The organism is Sulfitobacter sp. 1A15106, assembly GCF_043556995.1.
Taxonomy (GTDB): domain Bacteria; phylum Pseudomonadota; class Alphaproteobacteria; order Rhodobacterales; family Rhodobacteraceae; genus Sulfitobacter; species Sulfitobacter faviae.
Map to the genome: position 1 here is coordinate 208,574 of NZ_JBIFFM010000007.1, position 26,100 is coordinate 234,673.

General features: G+C 62.6%; 22 protein-coding genes and 1 tRNA gene. 11 read left to right on the forward strand and 12 right to left on the reverse strand.

The features are described 5' to 3' along the window. Positions 1-13: 13 nt before the first annotated feature. Both ACGYKA_RS13070 and ACGYKA_RS13075 read right to left on the reverse strand, forming a co-directional pair. A complete protein-coding gene (locus tag ACGYKA_RS13070; protein WP_394408854.1) occupies positions 14-277 on the reverse strand; it encodes a hypothetical protein in 264 nt (87 codons plus the stop codon). Continuing rightward, positions 274-3,075: a glutamine-synthetase adenylyltransferase gene (locus ACGYKA_RS13075; protein WP_394408851.1), complete on the reverse strand. Its 2,802-nt coding sequence runs from the start codon at positions 3,073-3,075 to the stop codon at positions 274-276. The genes ACGYKA_RS13070 and ACGYKA_RS13075 overlap by 4 nt, the downstream gene beginning before the upstream one ends. 115 nt (positions 3,076-3,190) lie before the next feature. Here ACGYKA_RS13075 and ACGYKA_RS13080 point away from each other — a divergent pair, with 115 nt between their 5' ends. The 6 genes from ACGYKA_RS13080 to ilvN all read left to right on the forward strand — a co-directional run bounded on the left by ACGYKA_RS13080 (position 3,191) and on the right by ilvN (position 8,369). Beyond that, complete coding sequence (locus ACGYKA_RS13080; protein ID WP_394408848.1) at positions 3,191-3,664, forward strand: YbaK/EbsC family protein; 474 nt, start codon at positions 3,191-3,193, stop codon at positions 3,662-3,664. Positions 3,665-3,797: 133 nt separating this feature from the next. Beyond that, complete coding sequence (locus ACGYKA_RS13085) at positions 3,798-4,205, forward strand: DUF2852 domain-containing protein (protein ID WP_394408845.1); 408 nt, start codon at positions 3,798-3,800, stop codon at positions 4,203-4,205. Between the two features lie 59 nt (positions 4,206-4,264). Then, positions 4,265-4,702 (forward strand): RDD family protein, encoded by a 438-nt coding sequence (locus ACGYKA_RS13090; protein WP_067268666.1) that lies wholly within the window; start codon positions 4,265-4,267, stop codon positions 4,700-4,702. A gap of 72 nt (positions 4,703-4,774) precedes the next feature. Beyond that, positions 4,775-5,593, forward strand: coding sequence for an arginyltransferase (locus ACGYKA_RS13095; RefSeq protein WP_394408842.1), 819 nt, complete (start codon positions 4,775-4,777; stop codon positions 5,591-5,593). Positions 5,594-5,982: 389 nt separating this feature from the next. Then, positions 5,983-7,737, forward strand: a complete 1,755-nt coding sequence (locus tag ACGYKA_RS13100; protein ID WP_394408839.1) for an acetolactate synthase 3 large subunit — start codon at positions 5,983-5,985, stop codon at positions 7,735-7,737. 71 nt (positions 7,738-7,808) lie between these two features. Next, positions 7,809-8,369: an acetolactate synthase small subunit gene (gene ilvN, locus ACGYKA_RS13105; protein ID WP_271687574.1), complete on the forward strand. Its 561-nt coding sequence runs from the start codon at positions 7,809-7,811 to the stop codon at positions 8,367-8,369. 12 nt (positions 8,370-8,381) lie between these two features. On the opposite strand, the gene ACGYKA_RS13110 is transcribed toward ilvN, so the two are convergent. Further along, on the reverse strand, positions 8,382-8,741 hold the full coding sequence (locus ACGYKA_RS13110) for a hypothetical protein (RefSeq protein ID WP_271687575.1): 360 nt from the start codon (positions 8,739-8,741) through the stop codon (positions 8,382-8,384). A gap of 216 nt (positions 8,742-8,957) precedes the next feature. Between ACGYKA_RS13110 and ACGYKA_RS13115 the strand changes: the two genes are divergently transcribed. Further along, on the forward strand, positions 8,958-9,755 hold the full coding sequence (locus ACGYKA_RS13115) for a helix-turn-helix domain-containing protein (protein WP_169306045.1): 798 nt from the start codon (positions 8,958-8,960) through the stop codon (positions 9,753-9,755). Positions 9,756-9,761: 6 nt separating this feature from the next. Here ACGYKA_RS13115 and ACGYKA_RS13120 read toward each other — a convergent pair whose 3' ends face one another. The 5 genes from ACGYKA_RS13120 to ACGYKA_RS13140 form a co-directional block, all read right to left on the reverse strand. Then, positions 9,762-11,171 (reverse strand): amidase, encoded by a 1,410-nt coding sequence (locus tag ACGYKA_RS13120; RefSeq protein WP_394439007.1) that lies wholly within the window; start codon positions 11,169-11,171, stop codon positions 9,762-9,764. Between the two features lie 49 nt (positions 11,172-11,220). Then, positions 11,221-12,345 carry a peptide chain release factor 2 gene (gene prfB / locus ACGYKA_RS13125; protein WP_067268656.1) on the reverse strand — a complete coding sequence of 375 codons (1,125 nt, stop codon included), beginning with the start codon at positions 12,343-12,345 and terminating at the stop codon, positions 11,221-11,223. Positions 12,346-12,469: 124 nt separating this feature from the next. Then, positions 12,470-15,025 (reverse strand): penicillin-binding protein 1A, encoded by a 2,556-nt coding sequence (locus ACGYKA_RS13130; protein WP_394408833.1) that lies wholly within the window; start codon positions 15,023-15,025, stop codon positions 12,470-12,472. A gap of 128 nt (positions 15,026-15,153) precedes the next feature. Next, positions 15,154-16,374 (reverse strand): N-acetylmuramoyl-L-alanine amidase, encoded by a 1,221-nt coding sequence (locus ACGYKA_RS13135; protein WP_394408831.1) that lies wholly within the window; start codon positions 16,372-16,374, stop codon positions 15,154-15,156. A 59-nt stretch (positions 16,375-16,433) separates the two neighbouring features. Beyond that, positions 16,434-17,576 carry a pyridoxal phosphate-dependent aminotransferase gene (locus ACGYKA_RS13140; protein ID WP_394408828.1) on the reverse strand — a complete coding sequence of 381 codons (1,143 nt, stop codon included), beginning with the start codon at positions 17,574-17,576 and terminating at the stop codon, positions 16,434-16,436. A 96-nt stretch (positions 17,577-17,672) separates the two neighbouring features. Between ACGYKA_RS13140 and ACGYKA_RS13145 the strand changes: the two genes are divergently transcribed. Beyond that, positions 17,673-18,422: a DsbA family protein gene (locus ACGYKA_RS13145; RefSeq protein WP_271687581.1), complete on the forward strand. Its 750-nt coding sequence runs from the start codon at positions 17,673-17,675 to the stop codon at positions 18,420-18,422. Positions 18,423-18,424: 2 nt separating this feature from the next. After that, positions 18,425-18,916 carry a disulfide bond formation protein DsbA gene (locus tag ACGYKA_RS13150; RefSeq protein ID WP_271687582.1) on the forward strand — a complete coding sequence of 164 codons (492 nt, stop codon included), beginning with the start codon at positions 18,425-18,427 and terminating at the stop codon, positions 18,914-18,916. A gap of 129 nt (positions 18,917-19,045) precedes the next feature. Here ACGYKA_RS13150 and ispG read toward each other — a convergent pair whose 3' ends face one another. The 3 genes from ispG to hemA all read right to left on the reverse strand — a co-directional run bounded on the left by ispG (position 19,046) and on the right by hemA (position 22,919). Next, entirely contained in the window at positions 19,046-20,170 is a 1,125-nt protein-coding gene (gene ispG, locus ACGYKA_RS13155) for a flavodoxin-dependent (E)-4-hydroxy-3-methylbut-2-enyl-diphosphate synthase (RefSeq protein ID WP_271687583.1), read from the reverse strand. A gap of 88 nt (positions 20,171-20,258) precedes the next feature. Further along, positions 20,259-21,575 carry a helix-turn-helix domain-containing protein gene (locus tag ACGYKA_RS13160; RefSeq protein ID WP_394408825.1) on the reverse strand — a complete coding sequence of 439 codons (1,317 nt, stop codon included), beginning with the start codon at positions 21,573-21,575 and terminating at the stop codon, positions 20,259-20,261. A gap of 120 nt (positions 21,576-21,695) precedes the next feature. Continuing rightward, on the reverse strand, positions 21,696-22,919 hold the full coding sequence (hemA, locus tag ACGYKA_RS13165) for a 5-aminolevulinate synthase (RefSeq protein ID WP_394408822.1): 1,224 nt from the start codon (positions 22,917-22,919) through the stop codon (positions 21,696-21,698). 222 nt (positions 22,920-23,141) lie between these two features. Here hemA and ACGYKA_RS13170 point away from each other — a divergent pair, with 222 nt between their 5' ends. Further along, positions 23,142-24,218, forward strand: a complete 1,077-nt coding sequence (locus tag ACGYKA_RS13170) for a sensor histidine kinase (protein ID WP_394408819.1) — start codon at positions 23,142-23,144, stop codon at positions 24,216-24,218. A gap of 81 nt (positions 24,219-24,299) precedes the next feature. Next, complete coding sequence (locus ACGYKA_RS13175; RefSeq protein ID WP_394417929.1) at positions 24,300-25,670, forward strand: M20/M25/M40 family metallo-hydrolase; 1,371 nt, start codon at positions 24,300-24,302, stop codon at positions 25,668-25,670. Between the two features lie 126 nt (positions 25,671-25,796). On the opposite strand, the gene ACGYKA_RS13180 is transcribed toward ACGYKA_RS13175, so the two are convergent. Then, a tRNA-Asp gene (locus tag ACGYKA_RS13180) sits at positions 25,797-25,873 on the reverse strand. Between the last annotated feature and the right edge of the window lie 227 nt (positions 25,874-26,100).

The following is a 26,100-nucleotide window of genomic DNA, read 5'->3' on the forward strand; positions in this document are numbered from 1 at the left end:
CCCCGATCGGCGGTCAGTTGCGCGCCCTGCCCCGCCAGCCGCCCCGGCGGCGCGGGGTGGTCAGCGTCGTCTGCCCCTCGCGCAGCACTTGGGTCATCGGGTGATCGGCGGCGGCGCGGTGCCGTTCCAGCAATCGGGTGATGGCGGCGCTGCTGTCGTGTCCGTCGGGCAGGCTCAGGGCCCAGTCGAGAAAGATGCTGCGGCATTCGGCGGCACCGATCCCCTCCATCCGGTAGGATTCGCGGATCAGGCCCTTGGGGTCATCGGGATCGCTCATGCGCCCTCCCGCCCCGGCATTGGCAGCGCTGCGTTAATGATCTGCGCGGCGCTATCGTAGTCGGTCTGCATCTTGCTTTCCAAGGCAGAAAGGTCAGCACACCCCAGCACACGACAGAGGAAACTCGCCCCCGCCTGCCCCATCGCCCCTGCCTCGATCGGATTGGCCGAGAGCAGCCGCGCGGCGCAGTTCAGAGTCCAAGCATCGGTATAGGCGGCGGAGAGGGTCGCCTCCCCTTCGGCGTCGATCACCCCTTCGTCGCGCGCGGCGGCAAGGCCCGCGTCGATCTCACGCGCGCCAGTGCCGCCGATGAGCGCCCCCGCCTGCGCGAAAAGTTCAATATCCTGCAATCGTCCCGCGCCGGTCTTGGCGTCGAGCGCACCTGTGGGGCTGCGGACGGCGGCGATGCGGCGGCGCATATCGGCCACCTCCCCCAGCACCTTGTCACGCGGGGCGGCGCGGCTGAGGATGTCTTTGCACAGCGCGTTAACATCGCGGCCCAGTTCCTCTGCCCCCGCGATCACCCGGGCACGGGTGAGGGCCAGATGCTCCCAAACCCATGCTTGTTCTTTCTGATAGCTCTCGAAACTGGCAAGGCTGGTCGCCACAGGCCCCTGATTGCCCGAAGGCCGCAGGCGCATATCGATGTCGTAAAGCTTGCCTTGGGCCATCGGCGCGGTCATCGCGGTGATCATCGCTTGGGTCAGCCGCGCGTAATAGCTGCGCGTGGCGAGGGGTTTGGGGCCATCGGAACTCTCCACCCCATCGGCGTCATAGATCACCAGCATATCGAGGTCCGAGGTCGGCGTGAGCCGCCCGGCCCCGAGCGAGCCCATGCCAAGGATCACCGCCCCGCGCCCCGGAGGCGGGCCATGGCGGGTGGCGAATTGATCGACGACCACGGGCCAAAGCGCCTGCAAGACGGCTTGGGCAAGCTCGGCATACTGCCGCCCGGCGGTGGCCGCGTCGATCAACCCGCGCAGCAGATGCACGCCGATCCGAAAATGCCATTCGCGCGCCCAACGGCGGGTGCCGTCAAGGCGCAACTCATAGTCCGCCTCCCCCGCCAGATGCTGCGCCAGCATCTCGGTCAGTTTGGTCTGGCCCGGCCAGTCCGAGAAGAAATCCCCACCGATCACCGCGTCGAAAACGCCGGAGTTGCGCGACAGATGCGTGGCAAGCGCGGGCGATGTGGCGACGATATCCACCAAGAGGTCGCCCAGTTGCGGATTGGCCCGCAGAAGCGAAAAGAGCTGAACCCCGGCGGGCAGCCCCGCGAGAAAACCGTCGAAGGCCAAGAGCCCCTCGTCCGGCTTGGCGGATTGCGCCAGACGGTCGAGCAGCAGTGGCTTCAGCCGCCCGAAAATATCCGCCCCCCGTTCCGAGCGCAGCGCGGGATAGCCGGGCCAACGGTCCAGCACCGAGGTGTCGAATTGATGCGCCGGGCGGGCGGCTTCGGGCTCTTCCCTCGTGGCGGCGAAAAAGCTCTCGATCAGGTCGTGCACGGCTTGCAGACGCTCATGAAGATCGGCCTGTAAGTCTTTGACATCCATATTCATCATGGCGGCCAGCCGGTCGAAATCGGCATCGTTTCGGGGCAGCGTGTGGGTCTGGGCGTCTTGCACCATTTGCAACCGATGCTCGACCGTGCGATGCGCGCGGTAGTGATCGCCAAGCGTCTCGGCGACCTCATCGGGCACCCAGCCCTTTTCGGCCAGCACCTGCAATCCTGCGAGCGTCCCACGGGGCCGCAAATCGGGGTCGCGCCCCCCGGCGATGAGTTGTCGGGTCTGGGTGAAGAACTCGATCTCGCGGATGCCGCCCCGGCCCAGTTTCATGTCATGACCCGGCAGGGTGATCGGGCCGCCCAAGCCCTTGTGCTCACGGATCGCCAGCCGCATGTCATGGGCGTCTTGGATCGCGGCGAAATCCAGATGGCGGCGCCAGACGAAGGGGCGGAGCGATTGCAGAAACGCCTCGCCCGCCGCGATGTCGCCCACTGCGGGGCGGGCCTTGATATAGGCTGCGCGTTCCCATGTGCGGCCAAGGCTTTCGTAGTAACGCTCGGCTGCTTCCATCGCGATGCAGACGGGGGTGACCGCCGGGTCGGGGCGCAGGCGCAGATCCGTGCGGAAGACATAGCCTTGGGCCGTATTCTCGCTCAGCGTGGCAGACATGGCGCGCGTGGCTTTGACGAAGGCGCTGCGGGCGGCGTGGAAATCATCAGGCGCAAAACGGCTTTCATCAAAAAGGCAAATCAGGTCGATGTCGGAGGAATAGTTCAGCTCCCCCGCGCCCATCTTGCCCATGGCAAAGACGACCATGCCGGCGCAATCGGAAAGATCGTCCATCGTCATGCCCGGCAGCTTGCCGCGCTTGATTTGGGCCGCCAGCCCCGCGCGCAGGGCCGCGCCGCAGGCGGCATCGGCGTATTCGGTCAGCGCCCCGGTCACCTCTTCCAGCGACCATGCCCCACCCAGATCGGCCAGCGCGGTCAGCAGCGCCATACGCCGCTTGCCCTGCCGCAGCCCATCGGCAAGCCGGTCGGGGGCCAGTTCCGCCGCTGCTGCGCAATTTTCGGCCAGAGCGGTTTCGGGATTGGCCACCGCCGCGCTCAGCCAGCCCGCCTCTTTCTCCAAAAGCGCCATCAGATAGGGCGCGGTCGAGGCCGCAGCCGAGATCATTTCGCGCAACTCCGGCGCGAGATCGGGCAGCAGCGCCGCCGCATCCTGCGCACGTTCGCAGTGGTAGACACGGGGGGAACGGGTGATCCGGGCGGCGAGAGATGGGTCTGTCATGGGGCCAGCTTTGCGGGCTGATCCAAGCGGCGTCAATGGGGGTTGCGACAGGGCACGGGCTTGCTACGACTTTGGCGCGCGCCCCGAGGGGGCGCGATGCGACAAGGGGCAGAGAATGAGCAAGAGTTTGAAACGCGTGCGTGCCACGCTGGAGGCCGCGGGGGTGACGCCGGAAATCCGCGAGACGGCTTTGGCGCGGACGGCGGTGGATGCGGCCACGGCGCTTGATTGCGCGGTCGACCAGATCGCGAAATCAATCGTTCTGCGCGGCGAAGACAGCGCGGCGGCGCTGCTGTTCATCACCGCGGGCGCGCAGCAGGTCGATCTGGAACAGGCCGCGGCGCTGGCCGGGGAGCCTTTGGGCAAAGCCGATGCCGCGCTGATCCGGGCGCAGACCGGCTTTGCCATCGGCGGCGTCGCGCCTTTGGGGCATATCACGCCGCCGCGCGCTTGGTTTGACCGCAATCTGCTGCAATTCCCGCTGGTCTGGGCCGCTGCGGGCACGCCGCATCACGTTTTCTGTCTTGAACCGCAGAGAATGGCGCAGCTTTCGGGCGCGCAAGTCGCTGATTTCACTGTCGCTTCTTAAATAATGTAAAAAACATTCACATAGCCCCTTGCGAAACGGGTTCGGCGTTCCGATCTATTCAATGTGAAAGACATTCACATTATCCGAAACGCCCGGGCCGGCGACAGGCCCGTCACGACCGAAAGGCTCAACAATGACGACAGTGACCACCGACCCGACCTACTCCCCCCGCCCCAGCTGGCTGGCCCGGACAGAAGCCTGGATGGACGCACGCGGCAAAGGCGCATGGATCGCCGCCATGGTGCTCGGCTTCATCTTCTTCTGGCCCCTGGGCCTCGCCCTTCTTGCCTATATGACTTGGAGCAAACGCATGTTCTCTTCGAAATCCTGCAGCCGCAAATCCAGCCGCGCGATGATGTCGCGCAGCACCGGCAACCGCGCCTTTGACGCTTATAAGGCCGACACGCTGCGCCGTTTGGAAGAAGAGCAGCACAACTTCGAAGCCTTCCTTGAGCGTCTGCGCGAGGCCAAGGACAAGGCCGAGTTCGACCAATTCATGGACGAACGCGCCAAGCGGGCCGAGACGGCCACAAACGCCTGATCGCGCCCTGACCCCCGCCCCCCGGCATCCCGCCCGGGGGGCCTTTCGCAGGACAAGACATGACCCAGACCCCAGACCCTGACCTACACCCGCAATTCTATGACGGCATCGCTGGCAAACGGCTGCTGGCTTGGGTCATCGATGTGACCCTTGTCCTGCTCTTTTGCGTGCTGATCCTGCCCTTCACGGCCTTTACGGGGCTGTTCTTTTTCCCCTTCCTGACGCTGGTGGTGGGCTTTGCCTACCGGGTGGCCACGTTGACCAGCGGCTCGGCCACATGGGGGATGCGCCTGATGGCGATGGAGCTGCGCGACCACCGCGACCGGCCCTTCGATTTCATGACCGCGCTTTTGCATACCATCGGCTATTCGCTGTCGATGACGGTCACCATCATTCAGGTCGTCTCGGCCGTTCTCATCTGCACCACGGCCCGCCGTCAAAGCCTTACGGACATGGCGCTTGGCACCGTGCCGGTGAACCGGCGGCTCAGCCGCTAGGGGCGGACGCAAATTTGCCCTTGGCGGCGCGGGGGGTGGTTGATAGCATCCCCCGATAAATGCTGGAAGCCCATGCGACATACACTGCCTTTGACACCACAATTCTATGTCACAGCGCCGCAACCCTGCCCCTATCTGGAGGGCCGGATGGAACGCAAGCTGTTCACCGCCCTTCAGGGCGATAATGCCGCACGCCTGAATGACAGCCTGTCGAGCCAAGGCTTCCGCCGCTCGCAAAATGTTCTGTACCGCCCCTCCTGTGCCGATTGCGCCGCTTGTCTTTCCGCGCGGATCGACGTGGCCGCCTTTCGCCCCAGCAAAAGCCAGCGCCGCATCCTGAAGCGCAACGCGGGGCTTAAGCGCCGCGCGACATCGCCTTGGGCCACGGAAGAGCAATATGACCTTTTCCGCAGCTACCTTGATAGCCGCCATGCGGATGGGGGCATGGCGGATATGGACGTGTTCGAATTCGCTGCCATGATCGAGGAAACGCCGATCCGCAGCCGGGTGATTGAGTATACCGACCCTGAGGCCGACAATGCCCTCGTTGGCGTCTGCCTGACCGATGTGCTGGGCGACGGGGTGAGCATGGTCTATTCCTTCTACACCCCCGACCGGCCCCGCAACGGGCTGGGCAATTACATCATCCTCGACCATATCGAAATCGCCCGCGCGGCGGGGCTGCCTTATGTCTATCTTGGCTATTGGGTGCCCGGCAGCCAGAAGATGGGATATAAGGCCAAATTCTCGGGGCTAGAGGTCTATATGGGCGGGCAGTGGCAAAAGATGCGCGATCCTGAGGGTTTCGTGCCCGACCAGCATCCGCTCAGCAACGATCCCATCGCCGAACAGGTGGCCAATATCACCCTGCCGGATGTCAGCCCGCGCTGAGGAAACCTATTGATTTTGGCACCATTACCGGGCGGCCCCTTGGGCTGCCCGTTTTGTTTTGTGTGATATCGCACCGGAAATGCAAGAAAGTACGCCGCACCGATCAAATCTTTCCAAAAATAACGCATTTGAGGAGCGATGCGAAATAAACCTACAAATAATCCCGCCGGACGTACAAGATTTTCGCCATTTCGCTGTTGACGCCCCTCTTTCCCCCTCCTAATCTCACGCCACGCTTAAAGGACCCTTAAGATGACCGACCTAGTCATTATTGTAAGACACACGCGCATGGGCCGGTAACGGTAGACCATAATCCTTCCCATGCGCCCCCGTCAGACCGGGGGTTTTTTTATGCCAATCGCAATAACCTGCCTTACGGAGCACCCAAGATGAAACGCCAGATGACCGGAGCGAAAATGATCGTCCAAGCCCTGATTGACCAGGGTGTGGACACCGTCTTTGGATATCCCGGTGGCGCGGTGCTACCGATCTACGACGAGGTCTTTCAGCAGAATTCGATCAAGCACGTTCTGGTGCGCCATGAGCAAGGCGCGGTGCACGCTGCCGAAGGCTATGCCCGTTCTACTGGCAAACCGGGCGTTGTGCTGGTCACCTCCGGCCCCGGTGCCACGAATGCGGTCACGGGCCTTACGGATGCGCTGCTCGACTCCATTCCGCTGGTGGTGCTGACCGGTCAGGTGCCGACCTTCATGATCGGCTCCGACGCCTTTCAAGAGGCCGACACCGTGGGCATCACCCGTCCCTGCACCAAGCACAACTGGCTGGTGAAAGAGACCGACACCCTTGGCGCCACCCTGCACGAGGCCTTCCATGTCGCCACCCATGGCCGCCCCGGCCCGGTGCTGATCGACATCCCCAAGGACGTGCAATTCGCCACTGGCCACTACGAGTCCCCCAAACCCTCGACCTCGCGCTATCAGCCTCAGGTCAAGGGCGACATGGCCGAGATCACCGAACTGGTCGCGGCGATGGAGACGGCGAAGCGTCCGATTTTCTACACCGGCGGCGGGGTCATCAACTCCGGCCCGGCGGCCAGCCAGCTTTTGCGCGAGTTGGTCGACGCCACCGGCTTTCCCATCACCTCCACCCTGATGGGCCTCGGCGCCTACCCGGCGTCGGGTGAGAAATGGCTTGGGATGCTCGGGATGCACGGGCTTTACGAGGCCAATATGGCGATGCATGACTGCGATCTGATGATCAACATCGGCGCGCGGTTCGACGACCGGATCACCGGTGTTATTGACAGTTTCAGCCCGAAATCCACCAAGGCGCATATCGACATTGACCCATCGTCGATCAACAAAGTGATCCGCATCGACATTCCGATCGTCGGCGATGTGGCCCATGTGCTCGAAGACCTGCTGAAGGTCTGGAAGTCGCGCGGCCGCAAGACCAATAGCGAGGCGGTGGCGAAATGGTGGCAGCAGATTGAAGAGTGGCGCAGCATCGACTGCCTCAAGTTCAACCAATCCGGCAAGGTGATCAAACCCCAGCACGCGCTGGCGCGGCTCGAAGCGCTGACCAAGGATCACGACCGCTATATCACCACCGAAGTGGGCCAACACCAGATGTGGGCCGCGCAATACCTCGGCTTTGAAGAGCCGAACCGCTGGATGACCTCGGGCGGCCTTGGCACCATGGGCTATGGTTTCCCCGCCTCCATCGGCGTGCAGATGGCCCACCCCGAGGCACTGGTGATCAATGTGGCGGGTGAAGCCTCGTGGCTGATGAACATGCAGGAAATGGGCACGGCGATGCAATTCGGCCTGCCGGTGAAACAGTTCATCCTCAACAACGAGCGTCTTGGCATGGTGCGCCAGTGGCAGGAACTGCTGCATGGTGAGCGCTATTCGCAAAGCTGGTCCGAAGCGCTGCCCGATTTCGTCAAACTGGCCGAGGCCTTTGGCGCCAAGGGGATCATCTGCTCAGACCCCGATGACCTTGATGATGCGATCATGGAAATGATCAACCACGACGGGCCGGTGATCTTTGACTGTCTGGTCGAGAAGCATGAGAACTGCTTCCCCATGATCCCAAGCGGCAAGGCGCATAACGAAATGCTGTTGCCCGGCGATCATGAGACCCAAGGTGTGATCGACGCAAAAGGCTCGGTGTTGGTGTAACCCGTTTTCTTTAAAAGATAACGTCCCGGAAATTGTTGAAGTTTCCGGCGAAGATGAAGAAGGACGAAGACATGGCTGCCCTAAAAATCAAAAAAGGTGCGACCTCGCATTCCGCCTATAACCTACGGCCCAACTTCTCGGATGTGGTTGAAAAACACACGCTGGCCGTGCTGGTCGAGAACGAGCCCGGCGCGCTGGCGCGGGTGATCGGCCTGTTCTCGGGCCGGGGGTATAACATCGACAGTCTGACCGTGGCCGAGGTGGACCATACCGGGCATCTGTCGCGTATCACCATCGTCACCAGCGGCACCCCGCAGGTGATCGAGCAGATCAAGGCGCAGGTCGGTCGCATCGTGCCGGTGCATGAGGTGCATGACCTCACCGTCGAAGGGCCGAGCGTGGAACGGGAACTGGCGATTTTCAAAGTCGTCGGCAAGGGCGAGCAACGGGTCGAAGCGCTGCGGCTGGCAGATATCTTCCGCGCCAATGTGGTCGACAGCACGCTCGAAAGCTTTGTTTTCGAGATCACCGGCGCGCCCGACAAGATCGACGCTTTCGCCGAGTTGATGCGCCCGCTGGGGCTGGCCGATGTCGCCCGCACCGGCGTGGCCGCCCTCGCCCGTGGTGTCTGACACGCGGGGCGTTTAGGCTTTCAGCTGGGCCGCGCGGAATTGGCGCGGTCCGGGCTTGGCGGTAAAGGGTATGATCTGGGCGCCATGCTGGCGCTTTCCCTCTGCCTCCGGCTCTGCCGCTAAGGGGCTATCGTGACGCAGCGCCTCGGGCAGATGCGAAGCCGCTTTCTCCTGAACCAGCCGGGGGTTGTCCGCGATACGCAGCTTGCGATGCACTGAGACGTCGAACTGCACCATATCGCCCGTGTCAAACCCCGCCCCCTGCCCGACACGGATCGCCGGCTCTTCGTAATAGGCAAGATCGCCTTGATCTTCGCACCAGAAAACCGCTTTTCCGGCGCTATTATCGCTCCACAGAACTACACCAATCATAGTACACCCCGCTTTCGATGTTTGTTCTCCATTCTGCGACAATCGAAAGAGGTGAAACATAGGTTAAAATGCAACGTGCGCTTGCATTTTGTGTCGGTTCCAGTAGGGTCAGCTACAATTCGGCGTCAGCTTTGACGCGCCTTCGCGTCAGTCTGTTAACCATCTGGCCATAGCGGCTTTTATTCCAAGGTCGCGACCCATTCAGAACGAGGCTGCATGTCCGCTCCCAACCGCTCTCCCTCTGAACTTCGTAGCATGTTCGGCGCCAATCTGCGCCAGTTGGCAGCGGATTACCCCTCAATCTCTGACCTTGCCCGGCAGCTTGGCATCAATCGCACGCAATTCAACCGCTACCTTTCGGGCGAAAGCTTCCCCCGGCCCGATGTGCTGGCGCGGATCTGCCGCTTTTTCGAGATCGACGCGCGGGTGCTGCTGGAGCCGGTAACCGAGATTTCCCTGAACCAAGATCCGATCAACAACAGCTTCTTGCGCGACTTTCTGGGCACCGGGGTTCAGAACGTGCCCGAGGCGGATTTCCCAAGCGGTTTTTACCGTTTCGCGCGGCGGTCTTTTCTGGATCAGGACAGGTTCGTGACCGGCGTGGTTTTTATCACGCGCCATGGCAGCAACACCTTCCTGCGCGGCTATGAGAGCGCGCCATCGCTGCGTGCGCAGGAGCTGCCGACCAACCCGATGGCGCGGGAATATCGCGGCATCGTCTCACGACAAGAGAATGGGGTTTCCATCGTCGTTTCGCGGCGTCGCACGCTGACCGGGTCGTTCAACTACCTCAACCGCGTCGCCTCTTTCGAGAATAACTTTTGGGTGGGCTACGTCACCCGCACCGCCCCCGAAAGCGCCGCGGGCACGCGGGTGACCCGGCTGACCTATGAGTATATCGGCAGAGACCCCAAAACCGTTCTGCCCGCCGCGCGGCAGGCGGGGTTCACCGACATCGACGCGCTGATGCCCTACCACCGCCGCCTGCTTCAGCCCGACGCGCCCTTTAACTGAGCCCCGCTAGAGCTGGGGCGGCTGCGCCTGCGGATAGCCCGTCGCCTCATGCCAACCTTGGGCCAGTTGGAGCAGACGCGCGTCGCTGCCGCGTCTGCCGATCAGTTGCAGCCCCAAGGGCAGACCGCGCGCGTCGAAACCTGCGGGGATGTTGACCACCGGCAGGCCGATCAGGCTGGCGGGGACCACCACCTGCATCCAACGGTGATAGGTATCCAACGGCTGGCCGTCGATCTCGGTCGGGTGCACCTGTTCGACAGCAAAGGGCCAGACCTGCGCCGAGGGCAGCACCAGCACATCGACTTCCTCAAAGAGAGCATCCGCCGCGCGGAACCAATCGGAGCGGATGCTACTGGCACGCTGGATGTCATAGGCTGAGAACCCCTGCCCCCGCGCGACCTCCCATTGCGCGGCAGGTTTCAGCCCCTCGCGCCGAGCGGGGTCGTCATAGATCGCCCCGAGGGAGGCTGCCACGGCAAAGGACCGCAGGGTGATCCAGCTTTCCCACATGGCCTCCGCATCAAAGGGTGCCGCCAAGGGCGTGACCGTATGGCCAAGGTCGGCCAAGCGCTTCAGCGCCGCCTCGCTATGGTCAATGATCCCCGGCGCACAGGGGAAGGCACCGCCCCAGTCGCCCAGCCAGCCGATCCGCTGAGGGGCCAGTGCCGCGTCGATCAGCGGTGTTGCATCGGGGGTGGCGCGGGTCAGCGGTTCGCGCAGATCATAGCCTGTCATCACGTCCAGCAGGGGGGCAAGGTCGCGCGGGCTGCGCGCCATCGGCCCCAAGGTCGAAAGCTGGTGCAGAAACAGATCGCCGTCATTGCCCGAAGGCACCGTGCCCCAGCTGGGCCGCATGCCGTAGACGTTGTTCCACCCCGCCGGATTGCGCAGGGAGCCCATCATGTCCGACCCGTCGGCCACGGCCACCATCCGCGCCGCCAGCGCCGCCGCCGCCCCGCCCGAGGAGCCGCCCGCCGAGCGGCCGAGGTCATAGCGGTTGCAGGTCGCGCCATGCACCGGGTTGAACGTATGGCTGCCAAGGCCGAATTCCGGGGTGTTGGTCTTGCCGATCACAATCGCACCGGCGGCGCGAAGCCGCGCGACCGCCGGGTGATCCCGCGTGGCCGGGGCTGCCCCAAACAGCGGCGAGCCCTGCGAGGTGGGCAGCCCCTCCGCATCCGCCAAATCCTTGATCGCCATGGGAATGCCGTGCAGCCAGCCCTTGCGCGGGCCAGCGTCGGCGGCCTCAGCCTCGGCCAGCAAAACGTCGCGATCGCGGAGGGAGACGACGGCATTCACCTTGCCGTTCACCGCCTCGATCCGGGCAAGCGTGGCCTGCATCAACTCAACCGCGGAAATTTCTCGCGCGGCCAGCGCCTCGGACAGCTCTGAGGCGTCCCAATTCAGCAATTCCATCATGTCCCCCTATTGGTCACTGTCATTCCTTGAGGGGGACGGCACGGGCTTAGTCGCCCTGCGCCTCGGCCCGGCTTTTGCCCGAGACCGCCAGCGCCAGCGTCGCCCCCATCAGCCCGTCGAGATCGCCGTCGAGCACGCCTTTGGTGTCCGAGGTCTCGTAATTGGTGCGCAGGTCTTTGACCATCTGATAGGGCTGCAGAACGTAGGAGCGGATCTGGTTGCCCCAGCCCGCGTCGCCTGCGTTCTCATGCGCCTCGTTCACCAGCGCCGAGCGCTTGTCCAACTCCATCTGATAGAGCCGCGATTTCAGCGCTTTCATGGCGATGTCGCGGTTCTGGTGCTGCGACTTCTCCGAAGAGGTCACGACAATGCCCGTGGGGTGGTGGGTGATCCGCACCGCGGAGTCGGTGGTGTTGACGTGCTGACCGCCCGCGCCGGAGGACCGGTAGGTATCGATGCGAATATCGGAGGGGTTCACCTCGATCTCAATATTGTCGTCGACCACCGGGTAGACCTTCACGGAGGTGAAGGAGGTGTGCCGTTTGGCTGCCGAGTCGAAGGGCGAGATGCGCACGAGGCGGTGCACGCCGCTTTCGGACTTCAGCCAGCCATAGGCGTTATGGCCTTCGATCTTATAGGTCGCGGATTTGATGCCCGCCTCGTCGCCCGGGCTTTCGGCCTGAAGATCGACCTTATAGCCCTTCTTCTCGGCCCAGCGGACATACATCCGCGCCAGCATGCTGGCCCAGTCACAGCTTTCCGTGCCGCCCGCGCCTGCGTTGATCTCAAGGAAGGTGTCGTTGCTGTCGGCCTCACCGTTCAGCAGCGCTTCGAGTTCCTTCTGCGCGGCCTTTTCGGCCAGCGCCTTCAGCGCCGCCTCGGCGTCAGAGATGACCTCTTCGTCCTCTTCCATCTCGCCCAGTTCGATCAGTTCAAGATTGTCGGCCAACTCCTGTTTGATGCCCTCATAGGTGTCGATGGCATCGACCAGCGACTGACGCTCGCGCATCAGCTTTTGCGCCGCATCGGGGTTGTCCCAAAGGTTCGGGTCTTCGACACGGGCGTTGAATTCTTCCAGCCGGTAGGGCGCGGTCTCCACATCCAGTCGCTGGGCCAGCAATTCCAGCGATTTGCTGATCTGGTCCGCGGTATTCTGTGCCTCTGCGCGCATGTGTGCCTGCCTTTGATAAGTAAAGCGGCCCCGAAAACCGGAGCCGCACGAGAGATAGACCAGCCCGCCAGCGGCGGCAAGTGGGGGCGGCAAAGCGTGGCTTTGCCTCGCCCATTCGGCCTGATTAGTAAAGACCGCCGGAGCTCAGCGTGCCAAAGCTCGCCTTGGGGCCGACGGTGGCTTTCTTGCCGGTCGATGTGGTGACCTCACGCGAGGAGGAGCCGCCCAGTTCTTCGACCAGCGGCAGGTCCGCCCCCATGGCAAAGCCGCCATCGAAAGAGATGCCAAAGAGCGGCTCTTCGCCATCGCGGAAACATTCTGCCACGACATTGGCGCCCGTGGCGCTGTCGCTTAGCCGCGCACCTGTGAAACGGTCGATCTTGATAAAGCGGCACTGCTCGGGGACTGTGAAGTCACCGCCGCCGTATTTCTTGATCGCTTGGCTCATGAAGCGTTGGAACACGGGCGCGCAGAGCCGCCCGCCGCCCGCGCCCCGGCCCATCGGGCGCGGGGTGTCAAAACCGATATAGCAGCCCGCCACGACGTTGGAGGAAAAGCCCACGAACCACGCATCTTTCTCATCGTTGGTGGTGCCTGTCTTGCCCGCGATCGGCACCGGCAGGTTCACCGCATTGCGCGCCGTGCCACGCTCGACCACGCCCCGCATCATGGAGGTCAGCTGATAGGCGGTCACCGGGTCCATCACCCGCTCGCGGTTGGAAATGATCCGCGGCGCCTCACCGGGGGCGAGGTTGATCTGCTCACAATCGTAGCATTTGCGCTCATCATGTTTGTAGACCGTGCGACCATAGCGGTCTTGCACCCGGTCGACCAAAGTGGGCTGCACCCGCTCACCGCCATTGGCGAACATCGCATAGGCCGAAACCATTTGGTACAGCGTGGTTTCCTGACTGCCGAGCGCGTTCGACAGCAAGGGCGCCAGATCGTCGTAAACGCCGAAACGCTCCGCATAGCTGCCGACCACATCCATCCCGACCTCTTGCGCCAGACGGATGGTCATCAGGTTGCGCGACTGTTCGATGCCCGTACGCAGGGGCGTCGGCCCATAGAATTTATGCGAAGCGTTCTGTGGCCGCCAGACGCCCTGCGGCGTGTTGATCTCAATAGGCGCGTCGACCACGATGGTCGCGGGGCTGTAGCCGCTGTCCAGCGCTGAGGCATAGACGAAGGGCTTGAAGCTCGACCCCGGCTGGCGCTTGGCCTGTGTGGCGCGGTTGAACACGCTCGCCTGATAGGAAAAGCCGCCCTGCATCGCGATCACGCGGCCCGTGTGCACGTCCATCGCGACGAAACCGCCCTGCACCTCTGGCACCTGCCGCAAAGTCCAGCGGATGAAAGATCCGTCGCTGTCCGAGGTCATGCGCCGGACCAAGACGACCTCACCCACCTCAAGCAGGTCGCCCGCCACCTGAGCCTTGCGCCCGAGGGATCCGTCATCTAGCCGTTTGCGCGCCCATTGCACGTCTTTGGCCGGGATCCAGTGGCCGTCTTCGTCATCCTCGACGCCTTCGATGCCGATGCGGGCATCGTTATTGCCAACCTCAAGCACCACCGCCGGATACCACTGGTTTTCCAGATCGATGTCACGCGGCACCCGCAGGTCCGCAAGTGCTGCACGCCATTTCTCTTCGCTGTCCAGTTGATCGGCGGGGATCTCAAAACGCGTCCCGCGCCAGATGCCCCGCCCGCGGTCATATTGCTCTAGCTGACGGCGCAGGGCGTTGGCGGCGATGGGCTGCATCTCGTTGTCGATGGTCGCGCGCACGGTCAGACCGCCGGTAAAGAACTCCCCCTCGCCGAAATCTTCGCTCAACTGGCGACGGATTTCGTCGGTGAAGTAATCCCGCGGCGGCAGTTCGGCCTTGAAGCTCTCGAAATCACCGTTCTGGACCGAGCGCAGCGGCTGCGCCACTTCGGTTTCATAGAGCGCTTCCGAGATATAGCCGTTCTCTTTCATCTCCCGCAGCACGAAGTTCCGCCGCGCCAGCAGCCGGTCCTTGCGGCGCACCGGGTGGTAATCCGAGGGTGCCTTGGGCAGCGAGGCGAGGAAAGCCGCCTCATGCGGGGCCAGCTCGCTCAATGTCTTGTTGAAATACGTCTGGCTCGCCGCCGCCACACCATAGGAGTTCTGGCCGAGGAAAATCTCGTTCAGATAGAGCTCGAGGATTTTCTCTTTGCTCAGGGTCTCTTCCAGACGCGAGGCAAGGATGATCTCCTTGATCTTACGCTCGGCCCGGCGGTCGCCCGACAACAGGAAGTTCTTCATCACCTGCTGGGTGATCGTCGAGGCCCCGCGCACGTCGCGCCCGCGCGATTTGACCGCATCCACCGCCGCCGCACCGATGCCGCGCAGGTCATAGCCCTCATGGGTGTAGAAGTTCTTGTCCTCAGCCGAGATAAACGCCTGTTTCACCAGATCCGGGATGGTATTGGCCGGGGCGAAAAGACGACGCTCCTTGGCGAATTCGTCGATCAAACGGCCCTGGCCCGAGTAAATCCGGCTGATCGTCGGCGGCGTATATTGCGCCAGCGACTCATGGCTGGGCAAATCCCGGCCATACATCCAGAACACCGCTCCGATGGTCAAAGCCACCATGCCGACGCTCAGGGTCAGGGTGGTAAAGATCCCCCCGAAAAAGGACAGAACAAATCGAAACACGCGCGCGGACCACCATTGGCTAGGGACAGTTCCGAGCCTATACAGGATGCGCTGGCGCGGGTCAAAACACATGGCCGCCAGCGGGGGCGAATCTTCGCCCATCGCGAAAGCGGCTACATCCTTTTATTTTACTTTCTGATCAAAGGCTTGAGCGCCGCGTCCTGATCACGCCACGTCACGATCGCATCCGCCATCGCGCTGACCATCGATGCGCGCCACACCGGATCGCGCAGATTGGTCAGATCCCGCTTGGAACTCAGGAACCCCACTTCGACCAGAACCGATGGGATATCCGCCGATTTCAGGACCGAGAAACCGGCCCGCCGCAGGGGGCGGTTGTTCAACGGCCCGCCCGCCGCGCCCATGCCATCCACCAAAATCTCGGCCAACGCGTCCGAGCGCGGCTCGGTCTCTTGCCGGGCAAGGTCCAGCAGGATGCCCGCCACCTGATCATCTGAGCCGGTTAAATCCGCCCCCGCGATGATGTCGGACCGGTCATGCCGCGCCGCGAGATGTTCCGTCGCCACATCGCTGGCATCATCGGAAAGGGTATAGACCGTCGCCCCGCTGGCCCCGCCCTGCGACAGGCTGTCGGCATGAAGCGAGATGAAAATGTCCGCCTCGGCCTGATGGGCGATGGCGACCCGGCGCTCCAAGGCGACGAAAATATCCTCGTCCCGGGTCAGCAAGACATCAACCCCCTTGCGCCGCAGCGCATCGCGCAGGTCGCGGGCGAAGTTGAGCATCAGGTCTTTCTCGTCCAACCCCTCGCGCTGCGCACCGGGGTCGATGCCGCCGTGACCAGGGTCCAGAACGACGGTGAAACTGTCCTTGTCAGCCACCGCAGGCTTTGGCGGCGCGGTGAGCGCGGTGGTCCAATCAGGGTCCACCGGCGCGCCCGCGGCCTTGGCAAAGATCGCAGGCTCGACCGTCTCCAAGGTAATCTCAAGCCGCGCCTTGCCGCTGCTTGCGTCCACCGGCATGCCAATCTCAGCGGGAACCATCGGCTCGGCCAAATCGGCCACCAGACGCGACCAACCGGGCTGAAACGCACCAAACCGCAGTGCCGAGATACGGCCCGGCTTCTCCAACAGATCCCCCCGGGCGACATTCGACCAATCCGCCTCGCGGAAATCGACGATCAGGCGGGCGGGATCATCCAGCAGAAAAACCCGAAAAGGCACGCCCTGGCTCAGCGCCACGGTCAAATCGGTCTTGCCGAACCAGCGATCACTCACTGTGCTCTCAACCGGATCGACCCGCGCCAGCGCCGTCAACTCCTGCGCCGCGACGGTGACCGGCCCCGCGCAGGCCAACAAGACTGCCAGTCCCCTAAAGATTGCCCGCATGATCGATCACCCTGCCCGTTTTCGCCCTTCTATCACCTGCCGCGCGGCCAAACCAGCGTTCAGCGCGCCGCCATGAAGGCTTTGAGCCGAGCGATGCCCTCCTTCATATCCGCCGTGCTGCGCGCATAGGAAAAGCGCAGCGTCTTATGCCCCCGCGCCGGGTCAAAATCGAGCCCGGGGGTCACGGCGACCCCAGCCTTCTCCAGAATTTCCGCCGCGAAGGCGCGGCTGTCATCGGTAAAGCGCGAGACATCGGCATAGACGTAAAACGCCCCATCGGGCGGCGCGATGTCGGTAAACCCCGCCTCTTGCAAACCGGTGATCATCAAATCGCGGTTGCGCCGGTAAACCGCCAAATTGGCCTGCAATTCGTCGTCGCAATCCATCGCCGCCAGCGCCGCGATCTGGCTAGCATGGGGTGCGCAGATAAACATGTTCTGCGCGATCCGCTCGACCACGCGCACCTGATCCTCGGGCACCACCATCCAGCCCACGCGCCAGCCGGTCATCGAGAAATACTTCGAGAAGGAGTTGATCACATAGCAGTCATCGGTGACCTCCAGCGCGGTCACGGCCTTCTTGTCATATTCGATGCCATGGTAAATCTCGTCCGAGATGAAGGACATGTCATTGGCCGCACAGGCCTCCGTCAGCGCCGTCAAGGCGGGTCGGTCGAGCATCGTGCCCGAAGGATTGGCCGGGGAGGCCACGAGCAAACCACGCAGGTCTTCCCCCGCGAAATCCGCCGCGACCGGCTGATATCTGTTCTCCGGCGCGGCGGGCAGATCGACGGGCTGCATCCCCAAGGCGCGCAGGATCTGACGGTAGCTGGGATAGCCCGGCGCCCCGATGCCCACCCGATCCCCTGAATCGAAGAGCGCGGTAAAGGCCAGCAAAAACCCGCCCGAGGACCCGGGGGTGATCACCACCCGAGCCGGATCGAGATCGACGTTATACCATTCGCCATACATCTGCGCGATCCGCGCCCGCAAAGCAGGCAGGCCAAGCGCCACGGTATAGCCCAAGGCCCCCTCACCCATCGCCTTGGCCAGCGCGGCCGCCGCCCCTTTCGGCGCGCCCGTGCCGGGCTGGCCAACCTCCATATGAATGATGTGACGGCCCGCCTCTTCGGCGGCGCTGGCGGCCTGCATCACGTCCATCACGATAAAGGGATCAACGGCGGACCTGGTTGAATTGCGCATGGGCTTGCTCCTACTGTCGGCATGTGCTTTCACCGCGCCTGATGCCGGGCGTCAACCCTTGGCCCCTATTTCGCAGCTTTACCGAAAGGACCGCCCATGTTCGTCCGCCTCCTCGCCCCTGCCCTTGCCGGTGCAGTCACCCTTGCCGCCCCCGCCGGGGCCATGGACCTGACCGAGCTTACAGACGCCGAACGCGCGCAGTTCCGGGCCGAGGTCCGCGCCTATCTAATGGAAAACCCCGAAGTGATCCTACAAGCGGTAGAGCAGATGCAAAACCGTCAGGCCCAAGCGCAGATGCAGGCAGATTTCGATCTGGTCTCCGCCAATGCCGATGAGATTTTCGACGATGGCTACTCTTGGGTCGGCGGCAACCCGGAGGGGGACATCACGCTGGTTGAATTCCTCGACTACCGCTGCGGCTACTGCAAACGCGCCCATGGCGAAGTGGCCAAACTTCTGGAAACCGACGGTAACATCAAACTGATCGTCAAAGAGTTCCCGATCCTTGGAGAGCAATCGCTGCTGGCGTCGCGCTTTGCCGTGGCGACCAAACAGGTCGCGGGCGATGACGCTTACAAACAACTGAACGATGCGCTTATGGCCTTCAACGGAGCGGTCACCCTCCCCGCCCTCCGCCGCTTGGGCGAAAGCTTCGATCTGGATGTCGCAGCAATCGAAGCCGAGATGGACAGCGACGCGGTCACGCAAGAGATCGCCCAAACCCGCGCGCTGGCCCAAAAGCTGCAGATCACCGGCACGCCCACCTTCGTCATGCAAGACGAAATGCTGCGCGGCTACCTGCCCTATGATCAAATGATGGCGCTGGTAGAAGAAAAACGCGGCTAAAGATGCGCGCCCCGGCATTTCTGGCCGCGCTCGTGCTGGCCCTGCCCGCCGGGGCCGATGAACCGTCCGCGCGAGATGCGTTTGAAACCGAACTCCGCGCCGCGGTCCTTGCCAATGGCGATGTCATCGCCAAAGCGCTGGCCGGCCCGACGCAAATGCAACGGCATATTCAAAACGACCTGTTGCTGCTCGACCGCTTGGCCCCCGACCTTCTGGCGGGCCACCCCATCGCGCTTTTCACCGCAGAAGACTGCGAGACCTGCGCCACCGCCGCCCACGAATTGACCGCAATTACAAAGCGTTACGGCATCACCTTCATACAACACGATCTCAGCCACCCCCAGCCCGCCCGCTGGGCTACCGCCCTAGGGCTCACCGACGCCCCCTTCTATGTGCTGCCCGAAATGATCCTCAACGGCCACATGCCCCCCATCGTCCTAGAAAAACACCTCACCCCAAACAAGGTGAAGACGCCCCCACAACCCACTGATTAATAACCCATTCCAACAACAGACAAAGCGCGCCAACCTCCCGGCTCACGCGCTCCCCCTCATCTTCATCCTTTTAAAAATACCTCTGCGCAGCCCCTCAACCAACACAGCGCCAGCGGCCCAGCCCCCAACCTACTCAGCCGCCTTCACCGCCTCAGCCTCAATCTGCGCCGCGCGTTCCTCGACCTGCTCGACGATATGATCAATCATACCTTCATTGCCGAGCTTATGGCTCTGTTTGCCCGCCAGATAGACCATGCCAGACCCGGCCCCGCCGCCGGTAAAGCCCACGTCGGTCATCAGCGCCTCACCGGGGCCGTTCACCACGCAGCCGATGATCGACAGGCTCATCGGCGTCTTGATATGCTCCAGACGTTTCTCCAAGGTCTCGACGGTTTTGATCACATCGAACCCCTGCCGCGCGCAAGAGGGGCAAGAAATGATGTTCACCCCACGGTGCCGCAACCCGAGGGATTTGAGAATCTCATAGCCAACCTTCACCTCTTCCACCGGATCGGCGGAGAGGGAGACGCGGATGGTATCGCCGATGCCACTCCACAAAAGGTTGCCCAGACCGATGGCCGATTTGATCGTGCCCGACATAAGCCCGCCCGCCTCGGTGATGCCGAGGTGGATGGGCGCGTCGGTGGCATCGGCAAGCTGTTGGTAGGCCGCCGCGGCCATGAAGACGTCCGAGGCCTTGCAGGAAATCTTGAACTCGTGGAAATCGTTGTCTTGCAGGATCTTGATGTGATCCAGCCCGCTTTCGGCCATCGCATCGGGGCATGGCTCGCCGTATTTCTCCAGCAGATGCCGCTCCAGCGAGCCTGCGTTCACGCCGATGCGGATTGAGCAATTGTGGTCCCGCGCGGCTTTGATGACCTCGCGCACCCGCTTTTCATCGCCGATGTTGCCGGGGTTGATGCGCAGACAAGCGGCACCCGCCTCGGCGGCTTCGATCCCGCGCTTGTAGTGAAAGTGGATGTCCGCAACGATGGGCACCGACACTTCGGGCACGATCTCACGCAGGGCTTTGGAGGAATCCTCATCCGGAACCGAGACGCGCACGATATCGGCGCCCGCGTCGGCGGCGGCTTGGACCTGTGCGATGGTGGCGGCGACATCGGTGGTCAGCGTGTTGGTCATGGTCTGCACGGTGATCGGCGCGTCACCGCCCACCGGCACATTGCCCACCATGATCTGCCGGGACTTGCGACGCGGAATATCGCGCCAAGGGCGAATGGAATGAAGCGACATGAAGACACCTTTCGCGGGATCAGGGGCTTTGGCCCCCTACCTATTCAGCCGGGGCCTCATGTGCAATGGGAAGCGGCGGCCCGCGCGTTTAGCTGCCCTGACAGGGCATCGCCGCCAGAGCGGAGGGGTCGAGTGAGCCTTCGAGATCGGCAAACATCCGGCTGAGCGATTGCTCCGCCGTCGGATCGACCGGCTCATAAAGCTCGGCCAGCGCCTGGGCGTGGAGCGGCACGTTGGAGGTCACTGCTCCGCGCGGCCCAACGGGGCCGAAACAGCCATCCGCCATGGCGAAATATAGCGCACCGGATTCGCCCGTCCGAAGGGAGGGCGGCTCTTCGGTGACGGGGACATCCCATGTGTCGCCCTTGTTCATCACGCCTTCGAAAATCACCGTACCGTCAGCCGCGCGCACCCGCACCCAAGAGGGGTAAGCGGCGACCATGCGCACTTTCTCACCCAAAGGCTCAACAACCTGCGGTTTGGGCAGGTCCGTATCGGCATTGGCGAGCATCACCGCCTCGTCGATGGCGCTGGTGATGCTGTCATCCGACAGGCTGTCATCACCCTCCGTCGCCTCGGCCACCACGGTACCTTGCGTAGCGGTATCGGGGCGGTCCGGCGTCGGGAAATTGCTGACAGAGCGCGGGTCGATAGAAGCAATCGGCGCGTCACGCGCCACCAGCACCGGCACGTCGAGCGCTTGCGGGCGATAAAGCCGGTCCAGCGCCTCGGCCCGAGGGCTTTCCACGCTTTGCGGCGCGGCGGAATCGTCTTCTGCGTCAGGCGCGCTGGCCAATGCCCCGTCCAACGGGTCAAGATCGGAAAGCACGATGGGGGTCTGATCCACCGGCGCCACTTGCACGCGCTGCACCTCTTTCAGCACGGTCCAACCGCCAAAACCGATGGCCGAGATCAGCGCGATCAGCACCAGTGAAGAGCCAACCGCCCCCGGCTCAATCCGGCTGAGCAACCCGTCGCCCGTGGGCACGAAGGGCGTGTTGGGCCGGGCGAAAAGATCGTCTTCTTTCGGGGACTTGCGGCGTTCCTCGAAGCTCGGCTTTTTCACGACGGAGGCTTCGGCGGACATGCCGTGGGCCACGGCGAAACCGGATTCCTTGCAGAAGGCGGCAAAGGCCTGATCGGGATCCATATTGAGGTAGCGCGCGTAGGAGCGCACATAGCCCGCAATGAAGCCGGGCGTGTCAAATGCGCCGGGATCACAGTTTTCGATTGCGGCGATATAGGAGGCTTTGATGCGCAATTCGCGCTGCACGTCGAGCAGGGATTTACCAAGCGTAGCCCGTTCGCCGCGCATGACATCCCCCAACCGCAATTCGAATGCATCGAACCCTTTGGGTTCGACTGTTTCGTCCTCAGCGGTTCTGGAGGCCCATCGCCCGATCATCAATATGCCCTGTCCCTGTTAGCCTGTAGCTTTGATCCAAACACGCCCCAACGATTCGGATGTAGCCTTTTCTTGACAAAAGGCTACCACAAGACAACGGAAAACACGAATAGCGCTGCGTTAGCCCGCGGCTTCGGCACGATTCAGCGCACAATGTGACCAGAGCACGTCCATCCCCCGGACAAGTGCATCCATCTCTTTAGGCCCATGTACCGGTGAGGGCGTGAAGCGCAACCGCTCCGTGCCGCGCGGCACGGTGGGGAAGTTGATGGGCTGAACATAGATGCCGTGATCTTCGAGCAGCATGTCCGACAGAAGCTTGGTGTGCACCGGGTTGCCCACCATGACGGGCACGATATGGCTGCCATGATCGATGATCGGCAGACCCAGACCCTTCAGCCGCAACTTCAGCGCTTTGGCCTGCTGCTGGTGTTTCTCACGCAACTCCGGCGCGCGTTTAAGATAGGCGACCGAGGCCGCGGCCCCCGCAGCGACGGCAGGCGGCAGCGAGGTGGTAAAGATGAACCCCGGCGCATAGGAGCGGATCGCGTCGCACATCTTGGCCGAAGCGGCGATATAGCCGCCCATCACGCCATAAGCCTTTGCCAGCGTGCCGTTGATGATGTCGAGCCGGTGCATCAACCGGTCGCGTTCGGCCACCCCTCCCCCGCGCGGGCCATACATGCCAACCGCGTGCACCTCATCGATATAGGTCAGCGCGCCGAATTCATCGGCCAGATCGCAGATCTCTTCGATGGGGCCGAAATCGCCATCCATCGAATAGATCGATTCAAAAGCGATCAGCTTGGGCGCGGCAGGATCATCCGCCTCCATCAACTCGCGCAGATGGGCCACGTCGTTGTGGCGGAAGATACGCTTGGCCCCGCCATTACGGCGCACGCCTTCGATCATGGAGGCATGGTTCAGCGCGTCGGAATAGATGATCAGCCCGGGAAAGAGCTTGGGCAGGGTCGAAAGCGTGGCGTCATTGGCAATATATGCCGAGGTGAACAGCAGCGCCGCTTCCTTGCCATGCAGATCGGCCAGTTCGGCCTCTAGCTGCTTGTGATAGACCGTTGTGCCCGAGATGTTGCGCGTCCCGCCAGAGCCTGCGCCGGTGGCGCGCAGCGCTTCTTCCATGGCTTCGATCACCACGGGGTTCTGCCCCATGCCCAAATAGTCGTTGCCGCACCAAACGGTGATATCCTGCTGCGACCCGTCGGGTTTGGTCCAGACGGCATGGGGGAACTGACCATTGCGACGCTCGATGTCGATGAAGGTCCGGTAGCGTCCTTCGTCATGCAGGCGCGCAATCGCCGCGTCGAGCTTCTCGTTATAGTCCATGCGCGTCTCCATCTTTTGGCGCGAACAGGAGGGGGCCCCTCCATATTCAGCTTTTAGAATGATTACAGATCCAAAGCCGAAGCTTCAATCTCTTATCCTGGCCCCTTTGCGGGGCGAACTGTCGCAGGCGCTGCGCGTTCTACGCCCGATTTAAGATTGTTCGCTTGTATTGCCAGCTGCTTTCATGCTTCCAAAGGACCAATCCAGAAAGGGCAGTTTGTTTTGCGCGCCACTCCACATCCCCAGCAGGACCAGCGCCTGCGGACGCTTTATAATTACGAGATTCTCGACACCCCGCGCGAGGAGGAGTTCGACGAGATCGTCGAACTGGCGGCTGAGATCTGTGACGCGCCGATTTCAGTGATCAACCTGATCGACAAGGACAGACAGTGGTTCAAGGCCGAAGTGGGTCTGGGTGCGCGCGAGACGCCGCTCGAAACCTCGCTCTGCTCTCATGCGATTCTGGAAGAGCGCTTCGTTGAGATTCCCGACACGCTGAAAGACCCGCGCATGGCCGACAACCCGCTCTGCACCGCAGGCGACGGGCTGCGCTTTTATGCAGGTGCCCTGCTGATTGCGTCCAACGGGCTGCCGCTTGGCACGCTGTGCATCCTCGACACCAAACCCCGCAGGCTGACCGCGCTGCAACGCAAGGCGATCTCTGTCTTGTCCCGTCAGGTGATGAAACAGCTCGACCTGCGCCTTTCCCTGCGCAGCCAAGCCGTGCTGATGAGCGAGGCCGACCACCGTGTCAAAAACTCGCTCCAGACACTGTCGGCCATGGTTCGGCTCCACACCCGGCAATTGGATGACACGACCACGATCAATGTGCTGAACGGCATTCAGCGCCGGGTCAACGCCATGGCAACGCTACATGGTGAACTGCAATCCGGGCACGGGCGCGATGAGGTGGATGCGGAGCAATACCTCGGCAAGGTCGTAGGGCTTTTGCAGGAAACCGCACCGGGGCATGTCAAAATCAGCTATAGGGCAGACCCTGTGACCCTGCGGTCCACCGCGGCTTCATCCTTGGGGCTGATCATTAGCGAGTTTGCCGCCAATTCGATCAAACACGCCTTCCCGGATGGCGCGGCTGGCCATATCGAAATCGACCTCAGCCTGCGGGACGGGCATTTCCACCTTGAATGCAAAGACGATGGCATCGGGGCCGCGAACGAGGGCAAAGGGCGGGCCGACAGCATTGGGCAGACCTTGATGGCGGCGGCGGCGTCGCAGTTGAATGCGCAGGTCGACAGCCAGCTTACCGCCGAGGGCAGCCACCTCTCGCTCACCTTCTAATCGCGGGCCCTGCGGCCACTGGACACCCCCTGCCCGCCTGATACCTTCGCGCCAAATTCACAAGCGCAAGGAATTATGCCCATGTCCCTCAACGATGTTCTCGCCCGGATCGACAACGATCTGCCCGCCGCCACCGACCGTCTGTTGGACCTGCTGCGCATCCCGTCAATCTCGACCGATCCGGCCTATAAGGCCGATTGCGACCGCGCCGCCGATTGGCTGGTGGCCGACCTTACATCCATGGGCGTGGAAGCCGAAAAACGCGTCACACCGGGGCATCCGATGGTCGTGGGTCATGTCGGCGAAGGTAAGCCGCATCTGCTGTTCTATGGCCATTATGACGTGCAGCCGGTCGACCCGCTGAACCTTTGGGACCGCGATCCCTTCGATCCGGCGGTTGAGGAGACGGAAAAGGGTCGCGTGATCCGGGGCCGCGGGGCCGCCGATGACAAGGGCCAGTTGATGACCATCATCGAAGCCCTGCGCGCCTGGAAAGAGGTGAAAGGCGATTGGCCCTGCCGCATCACCTTCTTCCTCGAAGGCGAAGAGGAATCCGGCTCCCCCTCCCTCGTCCCTTTCATGGAGGAGAACGCGGAGGAGTTGAAAGCCGATGTGGCGATGATCTGCGACACCGGGTTGTTCGAAAGTAAGACCCCCGCCATCGTCACCATGCTGCGCGGGCTTTTGGGCGAAGAGCTGACCGTCACCGCCCCGTCGAAAGACCTGCATTCGGGCATGTATGGTGGCATTTCGATGAACCCGATCCGCGCGTTGAGCAAGGTGATCGCCGCGCTGCATGACGACGAAGGCCGCATCACCATCCCCGGCTTCTATGACGGCGTGCCGGACCTGCCCGAGGATCTGGAAGCGCAGTGGCAGGGGCTGGCCTTTGACCATAGCGCCTTCCTCGGCGACGTGGGGCTCAGCAAACCGGCGGGTGAGCAGGACCGCACCCCGCTTGAGATGATCTGGTCGCGACCGACTTGTGAGGTCAACGGCATCTGGGGCGGCTATACCGGCGATGGCTTTAAAACGGTGCTGCCCTCCGAGGCGCATGCCAAGATCAGCTTCCGCCTCGTCGGCACGCAAGACCCGCTCGCCATCCGTGAGAACTTCCGCAAGATGGTGGCTGAGATGCTGCCCGAAGACTGCACGGTAGAGTTCTCAGGCCATGGCGCCAGCCAAGCCTCGGGGGTGGACATTGGCCATGCGATGTTCGAACCCGCCCGCCAAGCGCTGAGCAACGAATGGCAGGTGCCTGCGGCCTATATCGGCTGTGGTGGCTCGATTCCGATTGCGGGGCATTTTCAGAAGATTCTCGGGACCGAGCCGATGCTGATCGGTTTCGGCAAGGATGACGATCAAATCCACTCCCCGAACGAGAAATACGACATGGAAAGCTTTCACAAAGGCATCCGCTCTTGGGCGCGCATCATTGATGCGCTGACCTAAGCAGATTGGCGATCGGGCCTGCCCGGTCGCCACCTATTCCATTGGTTGAGCCTCAAGAGGCAGGGCTGAATAAGCCTGCGCGAACTAGGGCTTAGCGCCTGCACGTTACGAAATAGAGGGGGAAAGTGGCGCGGTTGACGGGGCTCGAACCCGCGACCCCCGGCGTGACAGGCCGGTACTCTAACCAACTGAGCTACAACCGCGCGATGTGGGCGGAATAGGCCACGGGGCGCGGGGCGTCAAGCGCATTCGCGCGAGAAAATGTGCTTTCTCGAAAGAAGTTTTTGCGCGGCATTTTAAGGGGATTGGAAACGAAAAAAGGGACCTCAGAGAGGTCCCCTTTTCAGGCAGCGGTGGCGCGGTTGACGGGGCTCGAACCCGCGACCCCCGGCGTGACAGGCCGGTACTCTAACCAACTGAGCTACAACCG

What these genes read in the sequence shown, in the direction of transcription:
- prfB (WP_067268656.1), bottom strand. Translation starts at nt 12,345, where the DNA reads ATGCGCGCAGAGGCACAGAATACCGCGGACCAGATCAGCAAATCGCTG.
- ACGYKA_RS13095 (WP_394408842.1), top strand. Translation starts at nt 4,775, where the DNA reads ATGCGACATACACTGCCTTTGACACCACAATTCTATGTCACAGCGCCG.
- ispG (WP_271687583.1), bottom strand. Translation starts at nt 20,170, where the DNA reads ATGTCGCTTCATTCCATTCGCCCTTGGCGCGATATTCCGCGTCGCAAG.
- ACGYKA_RS13075 (WP_394408851.1), bottom strand. Translation starts at nt 3,075, where the DNA reads ATGACAGACCCATCTCTCGCCGCCCGGATCACCCGTTCCCCCCGTGTC.
- ACGYKA_RS13175 (WP_394417929.1), top strand. Translation starts at nt 24,300, where the DNA reads ATGTCCCTCAACGATGTTCTCGCCCGGATCGACAACGATCTGCCCGCC.
- ACGYKA_RS13160 (WP_394408825.1), bottom strand. Translation starts at nt 21,575, where the DNA reads ATGATCGGGCGATGGGCCTCCAGAACCGCTGAGGACGAAACAGTCGAA.
- ACGYKA_RS13140 (WP_394408828.1), bottom strand. Translation starts at nt 17,576, where the DNA reads ATGCGCAATTCAACCAGGTCCGCCGTTGATCCCTTTATCGTGATGGAC.
- ACGYKA_RS13090 (WP_067268666.1), top strand. Translation starts at nt 4,265, where the DNA reads ATGACCCAGACCCCAGACCCTGACCTACACCCGCAATTCTATGACGGC.
- ACGYKA_RS13080 (WP_394408848.1), top strand. Translation starts at nt 3,191, where the DNA reads ATGAGCAAGAGTTTGAAACGCGTGCGTGCCACGCTGGAGGCCGCGGGG.
- ilvN (WP_271687574.1), top strand. Translation starts at nt 7,809, where the DNA reads ATGGCTGCCCTAAAAATCAAAAAAGGTGCGACCTCGCATTCCGCCTAT.
- ACGYKA_RS13150 (WP_271687582.1), top strand. Translation starts at nt 18,425, where the DNA reads ATGCGCGCCCCGGCATTTCTGGCCGCGCTCGTGCTGGCCCTGCCCGCC.
- ACGYKA_RS13110 (WP_271687575.1), bottom strand. Translation starts at nt 8,741, where the DNA reads ATGATTGGTGTAGTTCTGTGGAGCGATAATAGCGCCGGAAAAGCGGTT.
- ACGYKA_RS13120 (WP_394439007.1), bottom strand. Translation starts at nt 11,171, where the DNA reads ATGGAATTGCTGAATTGGGACGCCTCAGAGCTGTCCGAGGCGCTGGCC.
- hemA (WP_394408822.1), bottom strand. Translation starts at nt 22,919, where the DNA reads ATGGACTATAACGAGAAGCTCGACGCGGCGATTGCGCGCCTGCATGAC.
- ACGYKA_RS13145 (WP_271687581.1), top strand. Translation starts at nt 17,673, where the DNA reads ATGTTCGTCCGCCTCCTCGCCCCTGCCCTTGCCGGTGCAGTCACCCTT.
- ACGYKA_RS13115 (WP_169306045.1), top strand. Translation starts at nt 8,958, where the DNA reads ATGTCCGCTCCCAACCGCTCTCCCTCTGAACTTCGTAGCATGTTCGGC.
- ACGYKA_RS13100 (WP_394408839.1), top strand. Translation starts at nt 5,983, where the DNA reads ATGAAACGCCAGATGACCGGAGCGAAAATGATCGTCCAAGCCCTGATT.
- ACGYKA_RS13135 (WP_394408831.1), bottom strand. Translation starts at nt 16,374, where the DNA reads ATGCGGGCAATCTTTAGGGGACTGGCAGTCTTGTTGGCCTGCGCGGGG.
- ACGYKA_RS13085 (WP_394408845.1), top strand. Translation starts at nt 3,798, where the DNA reads ATGACGACAGTGACCACCGACCCGACCTACTCCCCCCGCCCCAGCTGG.
- ACGYKA_RS13070 (WP_394408854.1), bottom strand. Translation starts at nt 277, where the DNA reads ATGAGCGATCCCGATGACCCCAAGGGCCTGATCCGCGAATCCTACCGG.